The 20,325-nt window shown below is 69.9% G+C and carries 15 protein-coding genes; 7 read left to right on the forward strand and 8 right to left on the reverse strand.

The features are described 5' to 3' along the window. Positions 1-117 precede the first annotated feature (117 nt). Complete coding sequence (gene rpmE / locus KF737_RS16060) at positions 118-342, forward strand: 50S ribosomal protein L31 (RefSeq protein WP_296457001.1); 225 nt, start codon at positions 118-120, stop codon at positions 340-342. Between the two features lie 265 nt (positions 343-607). Here rpmE and KF737_RS16065 read toward each other — a convergent pair whose 3' ends face one another. Together KF737_RS16065 and KF737_RS16070 are read right to left on the reverse strand one after the other, a co-directional pair. After that, positions 608-1,120: a DUF1465 family protein gene (locus tag KF737_RS16065; protein ID WP_296457004.1), complete on the reverse strand. Its 513-nt coding sequence runs from the start codon at positions 1,118-1,120 to the stop codon at positions 608-610. 71 nt (positions 1,121-1,191) lie between these two features. After that, positions 1,192-1,398 (reverse strand): DUF1192 domain-containing protein, encoded by a 207-nt coding sequence (locus tag KF737_RS16070; RefSeq protein WP_296457007.1) that lies wholly within the window; start codon positions 1,396-1,398, stop codon positions 1,192-1,194. Between the two features lie 85 nt (positions 1,399-1,483). Here KF737_RS16070 and KF737_RS16075 point away from each other — a divergent pair, with 85 nt between their 5' ends. Further along, the gene (locus KF737_RS16075) at positions 1,484-2,479 is read left to right on the forward strand and encodes an NAD(P)H-quinone oxidoreductase (protein WP_296457010.1); all 996 of its coding nucleotides are present in this window, start codon (positions 1,484-1,486) and stop codon (positions 2,477-2,479) included. 358 nt (positions 2,480-2,837) lie between these two features. Here the strand turns inward: KF737_RS16075 and KF737_RS16080 are convergent, their stop codons facing one another. Together KF737_RS16080 and KF737_RS16085 are read right to left on the reverse strand one after the other, a co-directional pair. Next, a complete protein-coding gene (locus tag KF737_RS16080; protein ID WP_296457012.1) occupies positions 2,838-4,064 on the reverse strand; it encodes a TetR/AcrR family transcriptional regulator in 1,227 nt (408 codons plus the stop codon). Positions 4,065-4,173: 109 nt separating this feature from the next. After that, positions 4,174-5,568: a short-chain fatty acyl-CoA regulator family protein gene (locus tag KF737_RS16085; RefSeq protein ID WP_296457015.1), complete on the reverse strand. Its 1,395-nt coding sequence runs from the start codon at positions 5,566-5,568 to the stop codon at positions 4,174-4,176. Positions 5,569-5,715: 147 nt separating this feature from the next. Between KF737_RS16085 and KF737_RS16090 the strand changes: the two genes are divergently transcribed. Together KF737_RS16090 and KF737_RS16095 are read left to right on the forward strand one after the other, a co-directional pair. Then, the gene (locus KF737_RS16090) at positions 5,716-7,308 is read left to right on the forward strand and encodes an isocitrate lyase (RefSeq protein WP_296457018.1); all 1,593 of its coding nucleotides are present in this window, start codon (positions 5,716-5,718) and stop codon (positions 7,306-7,308) included. Between the two features lie 119 nt (positions 7,309-7,427). Next, on the forward strand, positions 7,428-9,566 hold the full coding sequence (locus tag KF737_RS16095) for a malate synthase G (protein ID WP_296457021.1): 2,139 nt from the start codon (positions 7,428-7,430) through the stop codon (positions 9,564-9,566). A gap of 200 nt (positions 9,567-9,766) precedes the next feature. On the opposite strand, the gene KF737_RS16100 is transcribed toward KF737_RS16095, so the two are convergent. From KF737_RS16100 to KF737_RS16115, 4 genes are all read right to left on the reverse strand, one after another. Beyond that, positions 9,767-10,120 carry a YdbL family protein gene (locus KF737_RS16100; RefSeq protein ID WP_296457023.1) on the reverse strand — a complete coding sequence of 118 codons (354 nt, stop codon included), beginning with the start codon at positions 10,118-10,120 and terminating at the stop codon, positions 9,767-9,769. 16 nt (positions 10,121-10,136) lie between these two features. Next, positions 10,137-10,310 carry a YnbE family lipoprotein gene (locus KF737_RS16105; protein WP_296457026.1) on the reverse strand — a complete coding sequence of 58 codons (174 nt, stop codon included), beginning with the start codon at positions 10,308-10,310 and terminating at the stop codon, positions 10,137-10,139. A 35-nt stretch (positions 10,311-10,345) separates the two neighbouring features. After that, on the reverse strand, positions 10,346-13,351 hold the full coding sequence (locus tag KF737_RS16110) for a YdbH domain-containing protein (protein ID WP_296457031.1): 3,006 nt from the start codon (positions 13,349-13,351) through the stop codon (positions 10,346-10,348). A gap of 505 nt (positions 13,352-13,856) precedes the next feature. Continuing rightward, positions 13,857-14,633 carry an SDR family oxidoreductase gene (locus KF737_RS16115; RefSeq protein ID WP_296457034.1) on the reverse strand — a complete coding sequence of 259 codons (777 nt, stop codon included), beginning with the start codon at positions 14,631-14,633 and terminating at the stop codon, positions 13,857-13,859. 128 nt (positions 14,634-14,761) lie between these two features. On the opposite strand from KF737_RS16115, the gene KF737_RS16120 reads away from it, so the two are divergent. From KF737_RS16120 to KF737_RS16130, 3 genes are all read left to right on the forward strand, one after another. Then, on the forward strand, positions 14,762-16,840 hold the full coding sequence (locus KF737_RS16120; protein WP_296457037.1) for a 3-hydroxyacyl-CoA dehydrogenase NAD-binding domain-containing protein: 2,079 nt from the start codon (positions 14,762-14,764) through the stop codon (positions 16,838-16,840). Between the two features lie 85 nt (positions 16,841-16,925). Then, positions 16,926-18,131 carry an acetyl-CoA C-acyltransferase gene (locus tag KF737_RS16125; protein WP_296457040.1) on the forward strand — a complete coding sequence of 402 codons (1,206 nt, stop codon included), beginning with the start codon at positions 16,926-16,928 and terminating at the stop codon, positions 18,129-18,131. A gap of 99 nt (positions 18,132-18,230) precedes the next feature. Next, positions 18,231-20,309, forward strand: a complete 2,079-nt coding sequence (locus tag KF737_RS16130; protein WP_296457043.1) for a PQQ-dependent dehydrogenase, methanol/ethanol family — start codon at positions 18,231-18,233, stop codon at positions 20,307-20,309. The last annotated feature ends 16 nt before the right edge of the window (positions 20,310-20,325 follow it).

Consider the following 20,325-nt stretch of genomic DNA (forward strand, 5'->3'; position numbering starts at 1 on the left):
CGAACACCCTCAAGACGGCGCACCTTGCTTTTGCCGCCGCGGTTCTCTATACGCGCGGCTTCGTTTTTCGCCGCCCCGACCGGGCCGGCCCGCACCCTTACGTCAGGCGTCCGTTCGATGAAACAAGACACTCACCCCGACTACCACTTCATCACCGTCGTCATGACGGACGGCACGACCTACAGGACGCGTTCCACCTACGGGAAGGAAGGCGACACGCTGAACCTGGACATCGACCCGAAGACCCACCCGGCGTGGACCGGCGGCGGCCACCAGATGCTCGACCGCGGCGGCCGCGTGTCGCGCTTCAACGCCAAGTTCGGCGCCTTCACGCGCAAATGAGCCGGCGATAGCCGGACTCATCCCGGCGAAGGCCGGGATCCAGAACACGAACGCCGCGAGGGGCAGCCTTCGCGGCGTTTTCTATTTCCCCAACGCGTTGTCATCCCGGTTTGGCCGCAGGCCAAGACCGGGACCCAACCCACGGGTGCTTCGATGTTGGGCGGCTGGCCCGGGCCGACTGAGCAAAGTCCCCACCTCAGAGCACCGGTGGGTTGGGTCCCGGTCTTCGCCTGCGCCGAAACCGGGATGACAAGTTGTGGGGGAATTATCCCCCGAACGCGTTCTTCAGGCGGTCGAGGTGGCTGAGGACCGGATTGGTCGGCTCGGCGGTCTCGCTGTCCACGTACATGCGCCGGTCGAGGTGGCGGACGCGCTCGTAGAGCCGCTCGGCGCGGTCGGCGAGCGTCGTCAGGCCGCGGGGCAGTTCGCCGCGCGCCGCCTCCGCGTCCCCGGTGCGCGACACCTCGCCGGCGTTGAGGCGATAGCGTTCCTCGCAGGCGGACGCGGGCTTCATGTCGCCCTCGCGCACGGCGCGCTGCACCAGGAGCCACGAGGCCACCTGCATCAGGCGCGTGGTGAGGCGCATGCTCTCGGCCGCGTAGGCCAGGGCGGCGTTGCGGGACAGGAGCTTCGATTCCTGGCGGCCTTCGCCGTCCAGGTAGCTGGCGGTCTCCTCGACCAGCTCCATGCCCTCCTGGAACGTCCGCTCGAACAGCTCGGAGCGGGCGAAGTCCTGGATGACGTCGTCACGCCAATCGGGGGCTCGGGTATCGTGCATCCCGCGACCCTTACACCAAGTGAGGTTTCCACGGATTGAACGAAAACGCCGCGGCGACCTTCGGCCGCGTGTCAGTTGGCGCGGGGTGCGAAGAGGGCGTCGGCGGCGGCGCGGCCGGACCGCTTCCTGTCGATCTGGGCCTCCACCCGCGCCTGCTCGGCGCGCAGGATGCCGAGGCGCTCCTCCAGCTCCTCGACACCGAAGAGTTCGAGGTCCTCGCGGCAGGCCTCGTACAGGCGCTGGCCGCGGCCAACCCGGACTTCAGCAGGTTCTTCCACCTCGAACCCTCCTATGCGTCCCCCGATTGCATGGCTATCTGACCGTTCAACTGCGATTTGCGCAAGTTTTCGGGGATACTCCGCCATGACCAGCCCTGTCGAAGCCGAGACGATGATGGCGATCGCCATCGAAGGCGGCAAAGGCCCCGCCTCGGCGCTGAAGCCGGTGCAGGTCCCCATCCCGGAGCCGAAGGACGGCCAGATCCTGATCCAGGTGAAGGCCGCCGGCGTGAACCGGCCCGACCTGCTGCAGCGCCAGGGCGGCTATCCGCCCCCGCCCGGCGCGCCCGACACCATGGGGCTGGAAGTGGCCGGCGTCGCGGCCCGGGCCGCGGGCCGCTGGAAGGTGGGCGACAAGGTCTGCGCCCTGCTGGGCGGCGGCGGCTACGCCGAATACGCCGTGGTCGATGCGCGCCACGCCCTGCCGATCCCGGCCGGCATGGGCTTCGAGGAGGCCGCGGGCCTGCCCGAGACCGTCTTCACCGTCTTCGCCAACGTATTCGAGCACGGGGGCCTGAAGGCGGGCGAGACGCTGATGATCCACGGCGCGACATCCGGCATCGGGGTCACCGCCATCCAGATGGGCAAGGCCGCCGGCGCCAAGGTGATCGCCACCGGCCGCGGCGCCGACAAGGCCGCCGCCGCCAAGGCGCTGGGCGCGGACGTCGCCGTCGACGTCACCACCCAGGACTTCGCCGAGATCGCCAAGGCGGAAGGCGGTGTCGACGTCGTGCTCGACATGGTGGGCGGCGACTATGTGCCCAAGAACCTCGACGCCCTCAAGACCGGCGGCCGGATCGTGTTCATCGCCGCGCTCGGCGGCGGCCAGCTCAACATCCCGGTCTTCGCGATCATGATGAAGCGCGCGGTGATCACCGGCTCCACCCTTCGTCCCCGTAGCGCCGACGAGAAGGCGCGCCTCGCCGGCGAGGTCGAGCGGATCGTCTGGCCCTGGATCGCCGCCGGCAGGATCAGGGCCCTGGTCGACAAGGTCTTCCCGCTGGCCCAGGCCGCCGAGGCCCACGCCCACCTGGAGGCCGGCGCCCACGTCGGCAAGGTGATCCTGACCACGGGCGACTGACGGAACGGCCTCATCGTGCCCGTCTCCCCCTGCGGGAGAAGGTGGCGCAGCGCCGGAAGGGGTCGTGCGAGCCTTCGAGCTGCGTTGGCGCGCCAGCGCCATGTCGATTCAACCACGAAGGACACGAAGGTCACGAAGGCGCCGCGGATGGGCTGGGCGCAGCGCGCTTCTCGCACCCTTCGTGATCTTCGTGTTCTTCGTGGCGGGAATCAGGGCGCCTGCGGCGCATGCTGCGCCGGACAGCTTCATCCGCCTGCGGCTGACACTCCGGATCAGGTCCGGTGCAGGTTCTTCTCCCTTTGCGGGAGAAGAACCTGTGCGCGGCGATCACGTCTGGCGACCCGAGGGTCTATCGGCCCTAATGCCGGAACACGCCCATCAGGAGCGGCTTCACGAAGACGGCGGGCGCGGCCTTGGGCCGGACGTCGGGCACCAGGTAGCCCAGTTCGGCGCAGGCGTTCAGGGTCGCGTTCAGCATCTGCGAGGCGATGAACGGGTCGACGGGGCGCAGCGAGCCCTCGGCGATGCCGTCCGAGATCATCGAGGCGAAGCGGTCCGAGACCCGGTTCGAGTGCTCGACCATCACCTTGCGGATCTGCTCGGGCAACGCGGTGAGCGCGTTGGTGCGCAGCAGCGGGCCGTGGTCGGAGAGCTGGAACTCGCCCAGGGCCGCGGCGCAGGCGGCGACCTTGTCCCACTGGTCGCCGGGCAGCTCCATCGCCAGCCGCTGGGCGCGCGTCACCACCTCGAAGCTGCGCTCGAAGCAGGTGACCACCAGGTCGTCCTTGGCCTCGTTGTGGTGATAGAAGCTGCCCTTCGTGACATTGAGCTCGGCCGAGATCTTGTCGACCGAGGCGCCGCGATAGCCGCGCCGGTTGATCAGCCGGGTCGCCGCCAGCAGGAAGGTCTCGCGCGCCGGCCCATCGCCGCCCGCCAGTTTCTCCATGTCGATGGGCGCCGGGTCCCAGTTCGCGCCCGGCACGGCCAGGCCGTTCACGAACACGTCCACCATCCGGTCGCGGATGCGCGGATAGTCCTCGGGATCGTACTTGGAGAGCCAGGCGCCGCCCCAGAACACCTGCTCCAGGATCACCCGCGTGCGGGCCGTGCGCCGGCCGCGCGACATCCACATCAGGTCGGGGTGGTCGAAGATCTGGCGCACCTTGCGGAACAGCCGGCCGTAGGCGCTGGCCACCTCCTCGCGCCGCGGCGAGGTGAGCGCGCGCAGCTCGGAGATGATCGGCAGCGGCGCCGCCGCGCCCGCCTCGGTGGCCTTCAGGATGTCGAGGTAGCGGGTGACGAAGCCGTGCAGCCGCTCCTGCGGCGCGCCCGCGCGCACCGCCTGGTCGGCGATGTCGGTCAGCGTCTCGATCCCGCGGGTGATGCAGGCCGCCGCCAGGTCGTCCTTGCGCTTGAAGTAGTAGGTGACGCTGGTGGTCGAGAGGTCGACCGCCGCGGCGGTGTCGCCCAGCGTCAGGCCCTTGATGCCCTTGCGGTTCAGGATGCGCGTCGCCGCATCCAGGATGGCCTCCCGCTTGCGTTCGAAACGGTCCGTGGATCTCGCCGCGGCGGCGCGTGGAGGCATGTCGAACAGCTATCCCCGAATTGGCCTGTCTTTTGACCCCGGATACACCGCGGAGCCAAGAGGCTCCCCGGCGTAAATCGACCCCGCGCGGGCGTTTTCCCGCCCGGCGTCAACTATCGGAGAATCCGAATGGGGCGCCCGTGCGGCGGATGTCGTCGGGCAGGATCTGGCGGCCGATCGGCGGGGCGGAGCGGGCGACGCATTCGGTGCGGTGGCAGAGGCGGCAGGTGACCCCGATGGGCGTGGCTTCGACGGGCGCCTGCGGATCGGCGTAGACCAGCCGGTGCGCGTGCTCGGCGGCGCATCCCAGCGCGATCGCGCGCTCGACCTTGGCCTTGCCGAACCCGCCGCCGCCGGCGGTCACCGTGCGGGCGATGGAGAAGAAGCGCTGGCCGTCGGGCAGCTCCAGCCACTGGGTCACGATCTGGCGCGGCGTGCGGAACGCCTGATGCACGTTCCAGAGCGGACAGCCGCCGCCGTGCCGCGCGAAGGGGAAGCCCGCGCCGTCCAGGCGCTTCGACACGTTCCCGGCCTCGTCCACGCGGATGAAGAAGAACGGCAACCGCTCGTCGCCGGGCTTCTGAAGGGTGGTCAGCCGGTGCGCGGTCTGCTCGAAGCTGGCCCCGAACTGCCGGCCGAGCGCCTCCACGTCATAGCGCCGTTGCTCGGCGGCGCGGGCGAACGCCGTGTAGGGCATCAGCAGCGCGGCGGCCGCGTAGCTCGCCAGCGCGCGGCGCGTCAGCCGCTCGGCGCTCTCGCTGAAGCTGCCCTCGGCCATCAGGGCGTCCACGTCGCCGCCGAGCTCCAGGTAGGCGAGTTGCAGGGCGAGCTGGAAGCTCTGGCTGGCGTGGTCCTGGTCGTCGGACAGCAGGATCTCGCGCCGGTGGTGGTCCAGCCGGCGCACCGACCCCACCATCACCGTGGGCGGCAGGCGGCGCACGCGCAGCCCATGCCGAGACTTGAGGTAGGCGATCAGCCCGTCGGCGCCGCCCATCGCCTGCGCGAGCCGCTCGGCCGCGTCGTCCAGGGTGGGGAAGCTGTTGCGCCGCGCCGCCAGGAACCGGCGGCTCTCGGCCACCGGATCCGAAGCGTCGTCCTCACCGGGCTCGGCGCTGTGGCGGTCGGCCAGCGCGAGCTGCTCCTCCTGGTAGGTCGTGTAGAGGCGCAGCAAGGCCTCCATCACCCCCGGGAAGTTGGCCGCCAGGTCGGCGACCTCCAGCGACGGCAGGTCGATGTCGGCGAACATCGGGTCCTTCAGCACGCCTTGCAGCCGCGCCGTCTCCTCGGCCCCGCCGCCGCCCGCGAGCGTCGACATGTCGAGCTTGTAGGTCTGGGCCAGCCTGAGCAGCAGCTCGGCCGACAAGGGGCGGTGGTTGCGCTCCAGCAGCGCCACGTAGGAGGGCGAGATCTCCAGGTCGGCGGCCATGTCGGCCTGGGTCAGCCCGCGGTCGCGGCGCAGCCGGCGGAGGCTCGGTCCCACATAGAGTCGGCGATCGGCGGCCATGAACCTAAAGCCCTGAGATGTAAGACCTTACAGCATTACAAGGAAATCTTGTAAAGTTTTACACCTGCACCCCGCGACGCCTCGTCGCCGGCGCCCGCCCGCGTTACGTGCCCGTCAACCTTCATTTCTGTCTGGGGATACCGGGCCATGGCGTACCAAGATCACATCATCGAGATGGGCCAGCTCATCAAGAGCAAGGGCGGCACGTGGGACGGCATCAGCGCCGAGTCCGTGGCCCGCATGCGCCTGCAGAACCGCTTCAAGACCGGCCTCGAGATCGCCAAGTACACGGCCGGCATCATGCGCGCCGACATGGCCGCCTACGACGCCGACCCGGCCAACTACACCCAGTCCCTGGGCTGCTGGCACGGCTTCGTCGCCCAGCAGAAGCTGATCTCGATCAAGAAGCACTTCGGCACGACCAAGCAGCGCTACATCTACCTCTCGGGCTGGATGGTCGCCGCGCTCCGCTCTGACTTCGGCCCGCTGCCGGACCAGTCGATGCACGAGAAGACCTCGGTGCCGGCGCTGATCGAGGAGATCTACACCTTCCTGAAGCAGGCCGACGCCCGTGAGCTCGGCATGCTGTTCCGCGACCTCGACGCCGCCCGCGCGGCCGGCGACCGCGTCAAGGAGGCCAAGGCCCAGGACGCGATCGACAACTTCGAGACCCACGTCGTTCCGATCATCGCCGACATCGACGCCGGCTTCGGCAACGCGGAAGCGACCTACCTGCTGGCCAAGAAGATGATCGAGGCGGGCGCCTGCGCGCTGCAGATCGAGAACCAGGTCTCCGACGAGAAGCAGTGCGGCCACCAGGACGGCAAGGTCACCGTGCCGCACGAGGACTTCCTCGCGAAGGTCCGCGCCTGCCGCTACGCCTTCCTCGAGCTGGGCGTCGACAACGGCGTCATCGTCACCCGCACCGACAGCCTGGGCGCGGGCCTCACCAAGCAGATCGCCGTCAGCCACCAGCCCGGCGACATCGGCGACCAGTACAACAGCTTCCTCGACTGCGAGGAGATCGCGCCCGCCGACATGAAGAACGGCGACGTGGTGATCAACCGCAGCGGCAAGCTGCTGCGTCCGAAGCGCCTGCCGTCGAACCTGTTCCAGTTCCGCGAAGGCACCGGCGCCGACCGCTGCGTGCTGGACTGCATCACCTCGCTGCAGAACGGCGCCGACCTCCTGTGGATCGAGACCGAGAAGCCGCACATCGAGCAGATCGCCTCGATGGTCGACCGCATCCGCGAAGTCGTCCCGAACGCCAAGCTGGCCTACAACAACAGCCCGTCGTTCAACTGGACGCTGAACTTCCGCCAGCAGGTGTTCGACGCCTGGAAGGCGGCGGGCAAGGACGTCTCGGCCTACGACCGCGAAAAGCTGATGAGCGTCGACTACGACGCCACCGACCTCGCGCTCGAGGCCGACGAGAAGATCCGCACCTTCCAGCGCGACAGCGCCAAGCGGTCGGGCATCTTCCACCACCTCATCACCCTGCCGACCTACCACACGGCCGCGCTCTCCACGGACAACCTGGCCAAGGAGTACTTCGGCGAGCAGGGCATGCTGGGCTACGTCAAGGGCGTCCAGCGCCAGGAGATCCGCCAGGGCATCGCCTGCGTGAAGCACCAGAACATGTCGGGCTCCGACATCGGTGACGACCACAAGGAATATTTCGCCGGGGAAGCGGCCCTGAAGGCCGGCGGCGTCCACAACACGATGAACCAGTTCGCTTGAGGGGCGGGCCGGCTAACGTGTGACCAGGGCCCGGGGCGCGTCGCCCCGGGCCTCTTTTTGTGACTTCATTCTGAACTGCCGGCCTTGCACCGCGGCCGGTTCGAGGGCTTTGGGTAGGCATGGACATCTCAGGCAACCTGCAGGTCGACGATCTGCTGCATTCGTTCGTGGAACAGGAGCTGCTGCCGGGGACCGGCGTGGCGGCGAAGGCGTTCTGGGCGGCGCTGGAGCGCATCCTCTCCGATTTCACGCCCCGGAACGACGCCCTCCTGAAGGTGCGCGACGACCTCCAGGCCAGGATCGACGCCTGGTGGCGCGAGCGGAAGGGCCAGCCCTACGACGTGGCCGAGGCCACCGCCTTCCTGAAGGCGATCGGCTACCTCCGTGACGAGCCGGCCGACTTCACCATCGGCACGTCGAACGTCGACCCCGAGATCGCCCGGATCGCCGGGCCGCAGCTCGTCGTGCCGGTCTCCAACGGCCGCTACGCGCTGAACGCCGCCAACGCCCGCTGGGGCAGCCTCTACGACGCGCTCTACGGCACCGACGCCATCGAACCGCCGACCGGCGGCAAGGGCTACGATCCGGTCCGCGGCGGGAAGGTGATCGCCTATGCCCGCGCCCTGCTGGACCGCGTCGCGCCGCTCGCCTCGGGCAGCCACGCCGACGTGAAGGGCTATGCGATCGTGGACGGCGCGCTCAGCCCGGCTCTGGCCGACCCGTCCCAGCTCGCCGGCTGGCGCGGCGAGGCCGCGGCCCCCTCGGCGGTGCTGCTGCAGCACAACGGCCTGCACCTGGAGATCCAGGTCGACCGCACCCACAACATCGGCAAGGACGACCCCGCGGGGGTGTCCGACGTCCTGATGGAGTCCGCCATCACGGCCATCCAGGACTGCGAGGACTCGGTCGCCGCCGTCGACGCCGAGGACAAGGTCGGCGTCTACCGCAACTGGCTGGGCCTGATGAAGGGCGACCTCGCCGCCACCTTCCAGAAGGGCGGCAAGACCGAGACCCGCACGCTGGACGAGGACCGCCGCTACCAGGCGCCCGACGGCGGCAAGCTGACCCTGCCCGGCCGCTCGCTGATGCTGGTCCGCAACGTCGGCCACCATATGACCACCGACATGGTCCGCTATCAGGGCAAGGAAGCCTACGAGACCGTGATCGACGCCCTGGTCACGGCCGCCGCCGCCTTGCACGACCTGAAGGGCGCGCGCCGCAACAGCCCGGCGGGCTCGATGTACGTCGTGAAGCCCAAGATGCACGGGCCCGACGAGGTGGCGCTCGCCGTCCACCTGTTCGACATGGTCGAGGACGGCCTCGGCATGGCGCCCAACACCATGAAGATCGGCATCATGGACGAGGAGCGCCGCACCAGCGCGAACCTCAAGGCCTGCATCTTCGCCGCCAGGGACCGGGTGGTGTTCATCAACACCGGCTTCCTCGACCGCACCGGCGACGAGATCCACACCGCCATGGAAGCGGGTCCCGTGATGCGCAAGGACGCCATCAAGGCCGAGCCGTGGCTCGCCGCCTACGAGAAGCGCAACGTCGAGATCGGCCTGGCCGCGGGCTTCCCGGGCAAGGCGCAGATCGGCAAGGGCATGTGGGCCGCCCCCGACATGATGAAGGGCATGCTGGAGGCCAAGATCGGCCACCCGAAGGCGGGCGCGAACACCGCCTGGACGCCCTCGCCCACGGCCGCGACCCTGCACGCGCTGCACTACCACGAGGTCTATGTGCCCAGCCTGCAGGCCGAGATGGCGAAGAGCGCCGCCAGGACCGGCACGGACGCCCTGCTGACCCCGCCGCTGGCGAAGTCGAACTGGAGCCCGGCCGACGTGCAGCAGGAGCTGGACAACAACGCCCAGGGCATCCTGGGCTACGTGGTCCGCTGGATCGACCAGGGCGTCGGCTGCTCGAAGGTGCCCGACATCCACGACGTGGGCCTGATGGAAGACCGCGCCACCCTGCGCATCTCCAGCCAGCACATCGCCAACTGGCTGCACCACGGCGTCTGCTCGGACGCCCAGGTGCGCGAGACGTTTGCGAGGATGGCCAAGGTCGTCGACGGCCAGAACGCCGACGACCCGCTCTACACCCCGCTCACCGGGAACACCGAGCTGCCGGCCTACCAGGCGGCCCTGGAGCTGGTCTTCGAAGGCCGCGCCCAGCCCAACGGCTACACCGAACACGTGCTCACCAGGCGCCGCCGCCAGCGCAAGGCGCAACTGGTGAAGCAGGCCGAGCCGGCGTAGCCCTTCGCTCAAACCCACGGGTGTCATCCCGGTTTCGCCGCCAGGCGAAGACCGGGACCCAACCGTCAGGTGATCGGACGCTTGGGAGGGTGGCCCCGCCGATCAGGGCCACGCCCATACTCAGAGCGCCGGACGGTTGGGTCCCGGTCTTTGGCCTTCGGCCAAAACCGGGATGACAGCCGTTGTGGTCGGGAGGCGCCCTACTTCTTCACCCACCCCCCGCCCGCGGGCTTGTAGTACTGCCCGGGCTTCAGGTTGGCTTGCACCACGCTCGTGTAGGCGGCCGCGCCGGCCGCTTCGACGGGCACGCCGTTCTTGGCGGCGGCCTGGCGGTAGAGCGCCATGCGGCCTTCGTTGATCTCGTCCACGGCCGCCTTCAGCGCGGTGTCGCTCGACGGTTTCACGAAGCCCAGCAGGCCGTCGGCCTGTTCGCCCACGACGCCCTCGGCCTTGGCCGCGTCCACGGCGGACTTGGCGTCCATGGCGACGGCGGCGGCCGGGGCCACGGCGAGGGCCGCGAGGACCGCGGCGGCGATGGAAAGGTCGTGTCTCATGATCTCCCTCCCGGCCTCAGAACAGGTTCGGGTTCTTGCTGATGAGGGCCTTTACGTCCTCGTCCAGCTGCAGCCGGACGTTGGCGTCCAGCTTGGCGTAGATGGTGATCGGCGCCACCTCGACCCTCACGGTCGGAGTGCAGGCGCCGAGGCTCGCGAGCGCGAGCGCGCCGAGCAGGAGCCTTCTCATGGATCGGTCCTCATCATGTCTCCTCGTATGAAGCGTCACGGCTGAACCCCACCTGAACCGCCGTCCCTGGCTTTCTGATACTCCGACCAGTCGGCGAGCAGGTCGTCCAGGTTCAGGCTCGTGTCCAGCGTCAGGTTCACCTTCGTCCCCGATGGCAGCGGCAGCGTCCTGCCCAGGAACCGCTTCCCGATCAGGTCCATCACGGTGAGCCTGATACGCTGCTTCGTCGGCGGGTCATGCTTGCCGACGATGTGGAAGAGGATCCCCATGCGCCCGTCGTCGCGGCTGGCGATGGAGGCGTCCAGGGTGTCGAAGGCCAGGTTCTCCATGGCCTGGTAGGCGAAGTCGGTGAAGGTGGCGTTGGGGTCGACGACCGCCGGCGCCGCCGCCTCGGCGTCGGCGGTCACGCCGGTCAGCGCCGAGCGGTCGATGGAGATGCGGCCGGGCTGGATCGCCTTCAGCTCGCCGCCGGTGATCCGCACCCTGGTCCCGGTCATCTCGAACGGCACGCGCCCCGAGACCCTGGCGTCGAGCTCGACCTTGTCGCCGAAGGGCGAGGCTTCCACGAGGTCGTGCAACTGCACGCCTTCGAAGATCAGCACGCCCTGCGTCGGCATGCCCGCCACCAGCGGGATCTGCAGCGTCTCGACCCGCACCTTGCCGCCGCCCACGTCGGCCTCGCCGCCGGCGATGGCGAGCAGGTTGTCGTGCAGCGAGAACCGCGCCGACAGGCCCTCGATGGGGATGACGCCTTCGATCTTCGTCACCGAGAGCCGCTGGCCCGGCGCGGCCACCAGCGGCGCCAGGCTCTCGAACGCGATCTCGCCCTTCAGGCCCTTCACCGGCCCGGCGGGGCTGATGAAGTCGAGGCCGGGCACGGTGAGCCGGCCCGAGCTCGACGCGCCCTCGGGCGCCCAGTCGAAGCGGCCCTCGAACCGGGCCTGGCCCACGGCGGGCGAGCCCACCGCGCGGGCCACCGGGGCCACGCCCGACGGCTGCAGCCCGCCCTCCGCGAACGTCAGCATCCCCGTGTCGATCACCGCGGTCCCGATGGCGAGGCGGCCGTCATGGGTGACGAGCGCGGTCGCCACCGGCTGGCCCGCCGCCGTGCGGAACGCCAGGTCCGCCGTCCAGATGTAGTCCGTAAGGCCGATCGGCCCGGTCACGTCCAGCGGGTTGAACCGCGCCTCGGGCGCCGTGTCGGTCACCCGCGCCGCCGTCAGCCCGCCCCGCACCGTCATGCGGTCGCCGCGGCCCTGGATGGCGATGCGACCCGCGCCGCCGTCCAGCCGGGCCTGGGTGAAGGGCACGGCCGCCGTCACGCCCTCGGCGCGGGCGTTCACCGCCCAGCCGCCGTCCGCCACCCGCAGCAGCGGGCCGCCGGCCGGACAGAGCCGGCCCGCCAGTTGCTCGATGTCGTTGGCCCCGAACTCCAGGCGCTCAACCCGGAAACGCACGCACGTCGCCGTCGTGAAGGTCAGCGCCCGGCCGAACGCCAGCCGGCCCGAGGCCTGCGCCTCGCCCCCCACCATCGGGCCCACGGCCAGCTTGCGCGCCGTCACGGAGAGGTCGGCGCCGTCGGACGCCACGCGGGTCAGCCGCGCGTCGACCTCGGGTAGGCCGCCGCCCGAACTGGTGATCCGCACCAGGGCCGCCCGGTCCAGCGCCGCCTGCACGACCCCGCCGGTGTCGGGCAGCACGCGGACCGGCTGCTCCGGCCAGGCGCGGAACGACGTGCGGGCCGGCGTCGCCCCCTTGGCCGCGAACAGCGCCAGTTTCACTTGCGTCTGCGGCGCGGTGATGCGGAAGCCCCGCGCCGCGCGCTTCAGCGCCGCCATCTGCGGGGCGTCGGCCGCCGCGACGGGGCCGAGGCCGCCCCAGCGGCCGTGGCCTTCGAACCCCGCCGCGCCGTCGACCTGCACCGACGCCGCCGAGGCGTAGACCTTGAAGCGGCCGTCCACCGCGGCGCGGTCCATCAGCAGCTCCGAGACGGCGACGCCCGCGGCCGAGCCGGTCAGCCGCGCGTTCGCCTGCACCACGTCGCCGCCCTTGCGCGTCCAGCGCAGGTCGTCCGAGACGAGCCGCGCCTTCACCGCCCCGGTCCGCGCGCCCGACGCCTCCACGGCCTCCGCGGCGAGGTCGGCCTGAGCCCGCCCGGCCACGCGCAGGTCCTGGACCCAGCCGGCCGTCGTCCCGTCGAAGGCGGCCGTCAGGCTCACGCCCTTCAGGTCCTGCCCTGCGCCGCTCAGCCGCTTGCCGGTGAGCGCCGCGCGGACCGCGATCGCGCCCTCGCCGCGATGCTTCACGAGGTCGGGGTACGGCCCCTGCGCCGAGAGCGTCAGCCGCGCGTCGCCGAGCGTGCGGTCGCCGTACGTCGCCTTGGTGACCGGCAAGACGAGGCTGACGTCGAGCCGGTCGGTCGCCGCCGTCTGCCGCAGCGATCCTGCGCCCAGGATCGCCTCGAAGCCCTGGCCCTTGAGCCGCGCCGGCGCCGACGTCGCCGCCAGCCGCTTGAGCCGCTCGTCCTCGACCAGAAGGTCGCCCGTCACCCGCACCGGCCCGTAGTCCGAGCCGAGGGTGAGCACGCCGCCGTCGATCTGGACGCGGGGCGTCTTCGCGCCGGGCGGCGGCGGGCGGCGCAGGAAGTCCTGCACCAGCGGGTCGAGCGAGCCCACGCTCAGCTTGCCGCCGGCCAGCCGCGCCCGCAGCACCGGCTTCTTCAGCGTCAGCGAGACGATCTCGACGCCGGTGATCTTCGGCCGATAGCGCACCTCGACGCGTTCCGCCGCGAAGTCGGGCGCCTTCGGATCGCCGAGCGTCATGCGCGCGGTGAAGGTCGTCGGCCCGAAGGCCTCGACCTCGGCGTCGGCCGCCACGCCCTTGCCCTTCAGCCATCCCGTCAGCGCCTCGCGCGCCAGGGCCTTGCGGTTGAGCCACGCCAGCCCCGCGGCCAGCACCAGCACCACGCCGGCCACCGCCAGGATCAGGCGCAGCGGGCGCCTCGTCCTGGGCGTCGTCTCGGCGGGCGTTTCGTCAGGCAAGGCGTCAGGGCTCGGCGGGAAAGCGTCGCCCTAGATAGCGCAGAATGCGGCGGATCGATGCCGGCGACTCGGCCGTCCGCCTTCGCCGAGGCTTCGGAGGACGAAGCCCTGCGAAGCGCGCCGGCGCGAAGCAGGTTGGTGGAGAGGACGAGAAACTGGCTCGAAGCAGGACACGGTACGGGATGCCCACCACCCGCCGGTACGCGCGGGAAAGGTCCCTCTCCGCCAGGACTTACGGTTAAGCCGCCGGCAAGGATGCGCGGGCTCAGGGCCTCGTGATCTCCCTTCCTGCGTTGAGGAGAGGGCAATCGCATATGGATCGTGGGCGGCTCGTCCGCCCGATTCATGAACCGCGGAGATCGCGGAGACACGCAGAGAGGGTCGCGGGTCCACCGGAGTTCTCTGCGCATCTCTGCGGGCTCTGCGGTTCGACTTAGGGCCTCTCGGCCGCTCGCATCCCTATGAAATGGCCCTGCGTCGAGGAGAAGGGCGTCAGGCGCCCGGATCAGGCGCCGAGTTGCGCGAGCGCCACGCCGCCGTCCACCGCGATGGTCTCGCCGACCACGTAGTCGCCCGCGCGGCTGGCCAGGTAGATGGCCACGCCCTGCATGTCCTCGTCGGTCCCGATGCGGCGGCCGGGGATGCGCTTGGCCACCTCGTCGCTCTGGTCGCGGGCCACGCGGTTCATGTCCGAGGCGAAGGCGCCGGGCGCGATGGCGCTGACCACGATGTTGTCGCGGATCAGCCGGGCGGCCATGCGGCGGGTCAGGTAGATCAGGCCGGCCTTGGAGGCGTGGTAGGCGTAGGTCTCCTGCGGGTTCAGGCGGATGCCGTCGATCGAGCAGATGTTGATGACCTTGGCCGGCCTCTCGTGCGTGCCGCTCTTCTTCAGCGTGTCGTAGAGCGCCTGGGTCAGGAAGAAGGGCGACTTCATGTTGAGGTCCACGACCTTGTCCCAGCCGCTCTCGGGATATTCCTCGAACTCCGCGCCCCAGGCGGCGCCGGCGTTGTTCAGCAGGATGTCCAGCCTGTCCTCGTGCTGCAGGTAGCGCTCGGTCAGCATCCTGCAGCCTTCGACCGTCGAGATGTCGACCGGGATCGAGACGCAGTTCGGGCCCAGTTCCTCAGCCGTCGCGTCGCAGGCCGCGGCCTTGCGTGCGGTGATGTAGACCTTGCGGCAGCCGGCCTCGAGGAAGCCCTTGGCGATCATCTTGCCGATGCCGCGCGAGCCGCCGGTCACCAGCGCGACCTTGCCGTCGAGCGAGAACAGATTTGACGCCATGAAACCTCCCGATTCCCTTGCGGCACAATTGACTTGGCCGTCTCCGCCGAGGCCTATAACACGCGTTTGAATTTCACGGCCGCCAGATTTTTGAGCGAGCGGTCGGCCCATCATTTCGAGGACGCCAGATGACCGAGATCAATTCGGTGACCACGCTCACCCGCGAGGGCGACGTCGCGATCATCACGCTGAATTCGCCGCCGGTGAACGCGCTGTCGTTCAACGTCCGCGACGGCCTCTACGAGGGCTTCAAGCAGGCCATCGCCGACGACTCCAAGGCCATCGTCCTGATCTGCGACGGCCGCACCTTCATCGCCGGCGCCGACATCACCGAGTTCGGCGGCGCGTCCAAGGGCGCCTCGCTGTTCGACGTCCAGAACATGATGGAAAGCTCGCCGAAGCCGGTGGTCGCGGCGATCCACGGCACGGCGCTGGGCGGCGGCCTGGAAGTGGCGCTCTGCGCGCACTACCGCGTGGCCGTCCCCTCGGCCCGCCTCGGCCTGCCGGAAGTGGCCCTGGGCCTGCTGCCGGGCGCCGGCGGCACGCAGCGCCTGCCCCGCGTGGTCGGCGTCGAGAACGCGCTGGAGATGGTGACCTCAGGCCGCCACGTGCCGGCGCCGGAAGCCGCCAAGCTGGGCCTGGTCGACGAGATGGTCGAAGAGGGCAAGCTGAAGGAAGGCGCCATCGCCTTCGCCAACAAGTGCGTCGCCGAGAACAAGCCGCTCACGAAGATCAGCGAGAACAACGCCAAGCTCGAAGCGGCCAAGGGCCACCCCGAGATCTTCGCCGAGTTCCGCAAGAAGAACGCCCGCAAGTTCCGCGGCTTCGACGCGCCGGAAGCCAACATCAAGTGCATCGAGGCGGTGGTGAACTCGGCCACCTTCGACGAGGGCCTGAAGGCCGAGCGCACCCTGTTCATGGGCCTGATGGCCGGCAGCCAGTCGGCGGCCCAGCGCTACTACTTCTTCGCCGAGCGCCAGGCCCAGAAGATCCCCGACGTTCCGGACGACACCCCGGTGCGCGAGATCAGGAAGGTCGGCGTCCTGGGCGCCGGCACCATGGGCGGCGGCATCTCGATGAACTTCGTCAACATCGGCATCCCCGTGACGATCGTGGAGCTGAAGCAGGAAGCCCTCGACCGCGGCCTGAAGACGATCCGCGCCAACTACGAACGCTCGCGCGGCGCCAAGCCCGAAGAGACCGAGAAGCGCATGAGCCTGCTTTCGGGCGGCACCGACCTTTCGGCGCTCGCCGACTGCGACCTCATCATCGAGGCGGTGTTCGAGCGCATGGACATCAAGAAGGACGTCTTCGCCAACCTCGACAAGATCGCCAAGCCGGGCGCGATCCTGGCCTCGAACACCAGCTACCTGAACGTCGACGAGATCGCCTCGGTCACCAGCCGGCCGCAGGACGTCATCGGCCTGCACTTCTTCTCGCCGGCCAACGTCATGAAGCTGCTGGAGGTCATCCGCGGCGAGAAGACCGCCAAGGACGTCATCGCCACCTCGATGAAACTGGCCAAGAAGATCGGCAAGGTCGCCGTGCTCTCGGGCGTCTGCCCGGGCTTCATCGGCAACCGCATGCTGAGCCAGCGCCAGCGCGAGGCGCAGAAGCTGGTGCTGGAAGGCGCCATGCCCTGGGACGTGGACCGCGTCCTCTACGACTTCGGCTTCCCCATGGGCCCGTTCGCCATGAGCGACCTGGCCGGCCTCGACATCGGCTGGGTGAAGGAGAACTCGAAGGGCGAGACCATCCGCGACGTGCTCTGCGAGATGGACCGACGCGGCCAGAAGACCGGCGCCGGCTACTACGACTACGACGAGAACCGCGTCGCCAAGCCGAGCCCCGTCACCGAGAAGATCATCAACGACTTCATCGTGAAGTCGGGCCGCAACCCGCGGAAGATCTCGGACGAGGAGATCCTCGAACGCTGCGTCTTCCCGATGATCAACGAGGGCGTGAAGATCCTCGAAGAGGGCATGGCCATCCGCGCGTCCGACGTCGACACCGTCTGGATCAACGGCTACGGCTGGCCGGTCTACCGCGGCGGCCCGATGTTCTACGGCGACCTGGTCGGCGGCCCGAAGAAGGTCCTGGAGAAGATGAAGGAATTCCAGGGCAAGATGGGCGACGACTTCAAGCCCGCCGCGCTCCTGGAGAAGCTGGCCGCCGACGGCGGCAAGTTCGGCGACCTCAAGGGCTGATTTCCAGAACGAGGGCGGGCGTGGCGACACCCCGCCCTTTTTCGCGACCAGACATCTCACCCAACGTAAAGCAGGACCACTCCACATGCGTGAAGCCGTCATCGTCGCCGCCAAGCGGACCCCCATCGGCAAGGCCTACCGCGGCGCGTTCAACAACACCTATGGCGCGACGCTGGGCGCGGAGGCCATCCGCGCGGCCGTCGCCCAGGCCGGCATCGACCCGGGCGAGGTCGACGACGTGGCCATGGGCTGCGCGCTGCAGCAGGGCACGACGGGCAACAACATCGCCCGCCAGGCGGCGCTCCGCGCCGGCCTGCCCAACACCGTCTCGGGCATGACCATCGACCGCCAGTGCAGCTCGGGCCTGATGGGCGTGGCCACCGCCGCCAAGTACATCATCAACGACGGCGCCCCGATCGCCATCGGCGCCGGCATCGAGTCGATCAGCCTGGTGCAGAACGCCCACGTCAACGGCTTCATGGCCCGCGACCCCTGGCTTTCCGAGCACGTGCCGGAACTGGCCACCTCGATGATCGAGACCGCCGAGATCGTGGCCGAGCGCTACGGCGTCAGCCGCGAGGCGCAGGACGCCTATGCCCTGGAATCGCAACAGCGCACCGCCCAGGCCCAGTCGGAGGGCCGGTTCGCCCAGGAGATCACGCCGGTGACCACGGTCATGAAGGTGCTGGTCAACAAGGAGACCGGCGAGACCGCCGACAAGGAGATCACCATCTCCGGCGACGAGGGCAACCGCCCGCAGACCACGCTGGCCGACCTCCAGAAGCTCAGCCCCGTCTTCAAGGGCGGCCGCTACGTGAAGGAAGGCAAGTTCGTCACCGCCGGCAACGCGTCGCAACTGTCGGACGGCGCCGCCGCCGTGGTGCTGATGGAGCGCAAGGAAGCCGAGAAGCGCGGCCTGGAGGCCCTGGGCGCCTACCGCGGCATGGCCGTCGCGGGCTGCGGGCCGGAGGAGATGGGCATCGGCCCGGTCTTCGCGATCCCCAAGCTCCTGGAGCGCAACGGCCTGACGGTCGACGACATCGACCTCTGGGAGCTGAACGAGGCCTTCGCCTCGCAGGTGCTCTACTGCCGCGACAAGCTCGGCATCGACCCGGCCAAGTACAACGTCTCGGGCGGCTCGATCTCCATCGGCCACCCCTACGGGATGACCGGCGCGCGCTGCACGGCCCACCTGATGTACGAGGGCAAGCGCCGCAAGGCCAGGTACGGCGTCGTCACCATGTGCGTCGGCGGCGGCATGGGCGCGGCGGGCCTGTTCGAGATCTTCTAGATTCGCCACATGAAGCGCGAAGGGCCGTCCCGCGAGGGCGGCCCTTTTGCTTTGCGGCGGCGCCTGCGACACTCCCGGAAAGTCTTCGGGGGAAGCGGCGTGAAGCGTTGGGTTGGATGGGCCGCCGTCGTGGGCGCGGCCCTGGTGCTGGCGGGCTGCGGCAGGGGCGTCGACGGCCGGAAGATCGCGCATCCGCCCGAGGGCGAGTGGCTGACCTACGGCCGCACCTACGACGAGCAGCGCTTCAGCCCGCTGAAGCAGATCGACAAGGCCACCGTCGGCAAGCTGGGCCTCGCCTGGTGGGCCGAGTTCGACACCGACCGCGGCCAGGAGGCGACGCCGCTGGTCCACGACGGCGTCCTCTACGCCACCACCGCCTGGTCCAAGGTCTACGCCTTCGACGCGAAGTCCGGCCGGCGCCTGTGGGCCTACGACCCGAAGGTCCCCGGCGAGAAGGGCTTCGACGCCTGCTGCGACGTGGTCAACCGCGGCGTCGCGATATGGCGGGGCCGCGTCTACGTCGGGACCCTCGACGGCCGCCTGATCGCGCTCGACGCCAGGACCGGCAAGGTCGCGTGGGACGTGCAGACCACCGACCGCGAGCGGCCCTATACGATCACCGGCGCGCCCCGGGTCATCAAGGGCAAGGTCCTGATCGGCAACGGCGGGGCGGAATACGGCGTGCGCGGCTACGTCAGCGCCTACGATGCGGACACGGGCAAGCTCGCCTGGCGCTTCTACACGACGCCCAACGCGACCGGCGCGCCCGACGGCGCCGCATCGGACGAGGTCCTCAAGGCGAAGGCCGCCGCCACCTGGTCCGACGGCGTGTGGAAGGAGAGCGGCGGCGGCGGCACGGTCTGGGACGCCATCACCTACGACGCCGTGAACGACCTCGTCCTGATCGGCGTCGGCAACGGCAATCCCTGGAATCACAAGCTCCGCTCGGGCGGGAAGGGCGACAACCTGTTCCTGTCGTCCATCGTCGCGCTGAAACCGGAGACCGGCGCGTACGTCTGGCACTATCAGACCACGCCCGGCGAAAGCTGGGACTACACCGCCACCCAGCACATCATGCTGGCCGACCTGAAGATCGCAGGCCAGGACCGCCGGGTGGTCATGCAGGCCCCGAAGAACGGCTTCTTCTACGTCCTCGACGCCCGGACCGGCCAGCTCATCTCGGCCGAGAAGTACGTGCCGCTGGACTGGGCCACCCACGTCGACCTGAAGACCGGCCGCCCGGTCGAGGCGCCCTTCGCGCGCTACACGAACGGCGGGCTCTCGACCCAGATGGCCAGCGCGCTGGGCGGCCACAACTGGCAGCCGATGGCGTTCAGCCCGAGGACCGGCCTCGTCTACATCCCGGCCCAGCTCAACCGCGGCGCCTACGCCGACCCCGACCGTTTCAAGTACACGCCGGGCGCCTGGAACACCGGCGTGATCCGCGCCGCCCAGGGGCCGCACGCCCACCCACGCTTCAAGCCGGGCGCCGGCGAGGCGACCGGCGAACTGATCGCCTGGGACCCGGTCACGCAGACCCGGCGCTGGAGCGTCGCCTTCCCGCACCAGGCCTCTAGCGGCGTGCTGGCCACCGACGGCGGCCTCGTCTTCCACGCCTCCCAGAACCACCTCGTCGCCTATGACGCCGCCACCGGCGCGCCGCTGTGGCGCTATGACGAGGGCGCCCGCGCCATCGCCCCGCCCGCGACCTACGTGATCGACGGCGAGCAGTACGTCGCCCAGATGGTGGGAACCGGCGGCGCCGGCGGCCGCGACGCGCCGCGCACCATGGGCCGCCTGCTGGTGTTCAAGCTGGGCGGAACCGCGAAGGCGCCGGCCTATCCCGCCGCGGTCGTCCCGCCGCCCCTGGACCTCAAGCTCGCCACGGCGTCGAAAGGCGACGCCGACAAGGGCGGCGAGATCTTCGCCAACTCCTGCGCCATGTGCCATGGCGGGGCCGCCGGCTACCACCCGGACCTCGCCCGCTCGCCGGCGATCCTCGATCCCGAAGGCTTCAGGGCCATCGTGCAGGACGGGGCGCTGAAGGACCGCGGCATGGCCTCGTTCGCGCGCTTCTTCAGCGTCGCCGACACCGAAGACCTCCGCGCCTTCCTCCTCTGGCAGGCCGCCCACCCGCCGACAGGACCCGCCAGGCCGGCGGCGGCGCACGCGCAGTGACTTCCCCTCCGTTGTG

Origin of the sequence: Phenylobacterium sp., from assembly GCF_019636135.1 — a bacterium.
Lineage (GTDB): Bacteria > Pseudomonadota > Alphaproteobacteria > Caulobacterales > Caulobacteraceae > Phenylobacterium.

Coding starts and splice junctions, on each gene's coding strand:
- rpmE (WP_296457001.1), top strand. CDS start 118: ATGAAACAAGACACTCACCCCGACTACCACTTCATCACCGTCGTCATG.
- KF737_RS16065 (WP_296457004.1), bottom strand. CDS start 1,120: ATGCACGATACCCGAGCCCCCGATTGGCGTGACGACGTCATCCAGGAC.
- KF737_RS16075 (WP_296457010.1), top strand. CDS start 1,484: ATGACCAGCCCTGTCGAAGCCGAGACGATGATGGCGATCGCCATCGAA.
- KF737_RS16080 (WP_296457012.1), bottom strand. CDS start 4,064: ATGCCTCCACGCGCCGCCGCGGCGAGATCCACGGACCGTTTCGAACGC.
- KF737_RS16085 (WP_296457015.1), bottom strand. CDS start 5,568: ATGGCCGCCGATCGCCGACTCTATGTGGGACCGAGCCTCCGCCGGCTG.
- KF737_RS16090 (WP_296457018.1), top strand. CDS start 5,716: ATGGCGTACCAAGATCACATCATCGAGATGGGCCAGCTCATCAAGAGC.
- KF737_RS16095 (WP_296457021.1), top strand. CDS start 7,428: ATGGACATCTCAGGCAACCTGCAGGTCGACGATCTGCTGCATTCGTTC.
- KF737_RS16100 (WP_296457023.1), bottom strand. CDS start 10,120: ATGAGACACGACCTTTCCATCGCCGCCGCGGTCCTCGCGGCCCTCGCC.
- KF737_RS16105 (WP_296457026.1), bottom strand. CDS start 10,310: ATGAGAAGGCTCCTGCTCGGCGCGCTCGCGCTCGCGAGCCTCGGCGCC.
- KF737_RS16115 (WP_296457034.1), bottom strand. CDS start 14,633: ATGGCGTCAAATCTGTTCTCGCTCGACGGCAAGGTCGCGCTGGTGACC.
- KF737_RS16120 (WP_296457037.1), top strand. CDS start 14,762: ATGACCGAGATCAATTCGGTGACCACGCTCACCCGCGAGGGCGACGTC.
- KF737_RS16125 (WP_296457040.1), top strand. CDS start 16,926: ATGCGTGAAGCCGTCATCGTCGCCGCCAAGCGGACCCCCATCGGCAAG.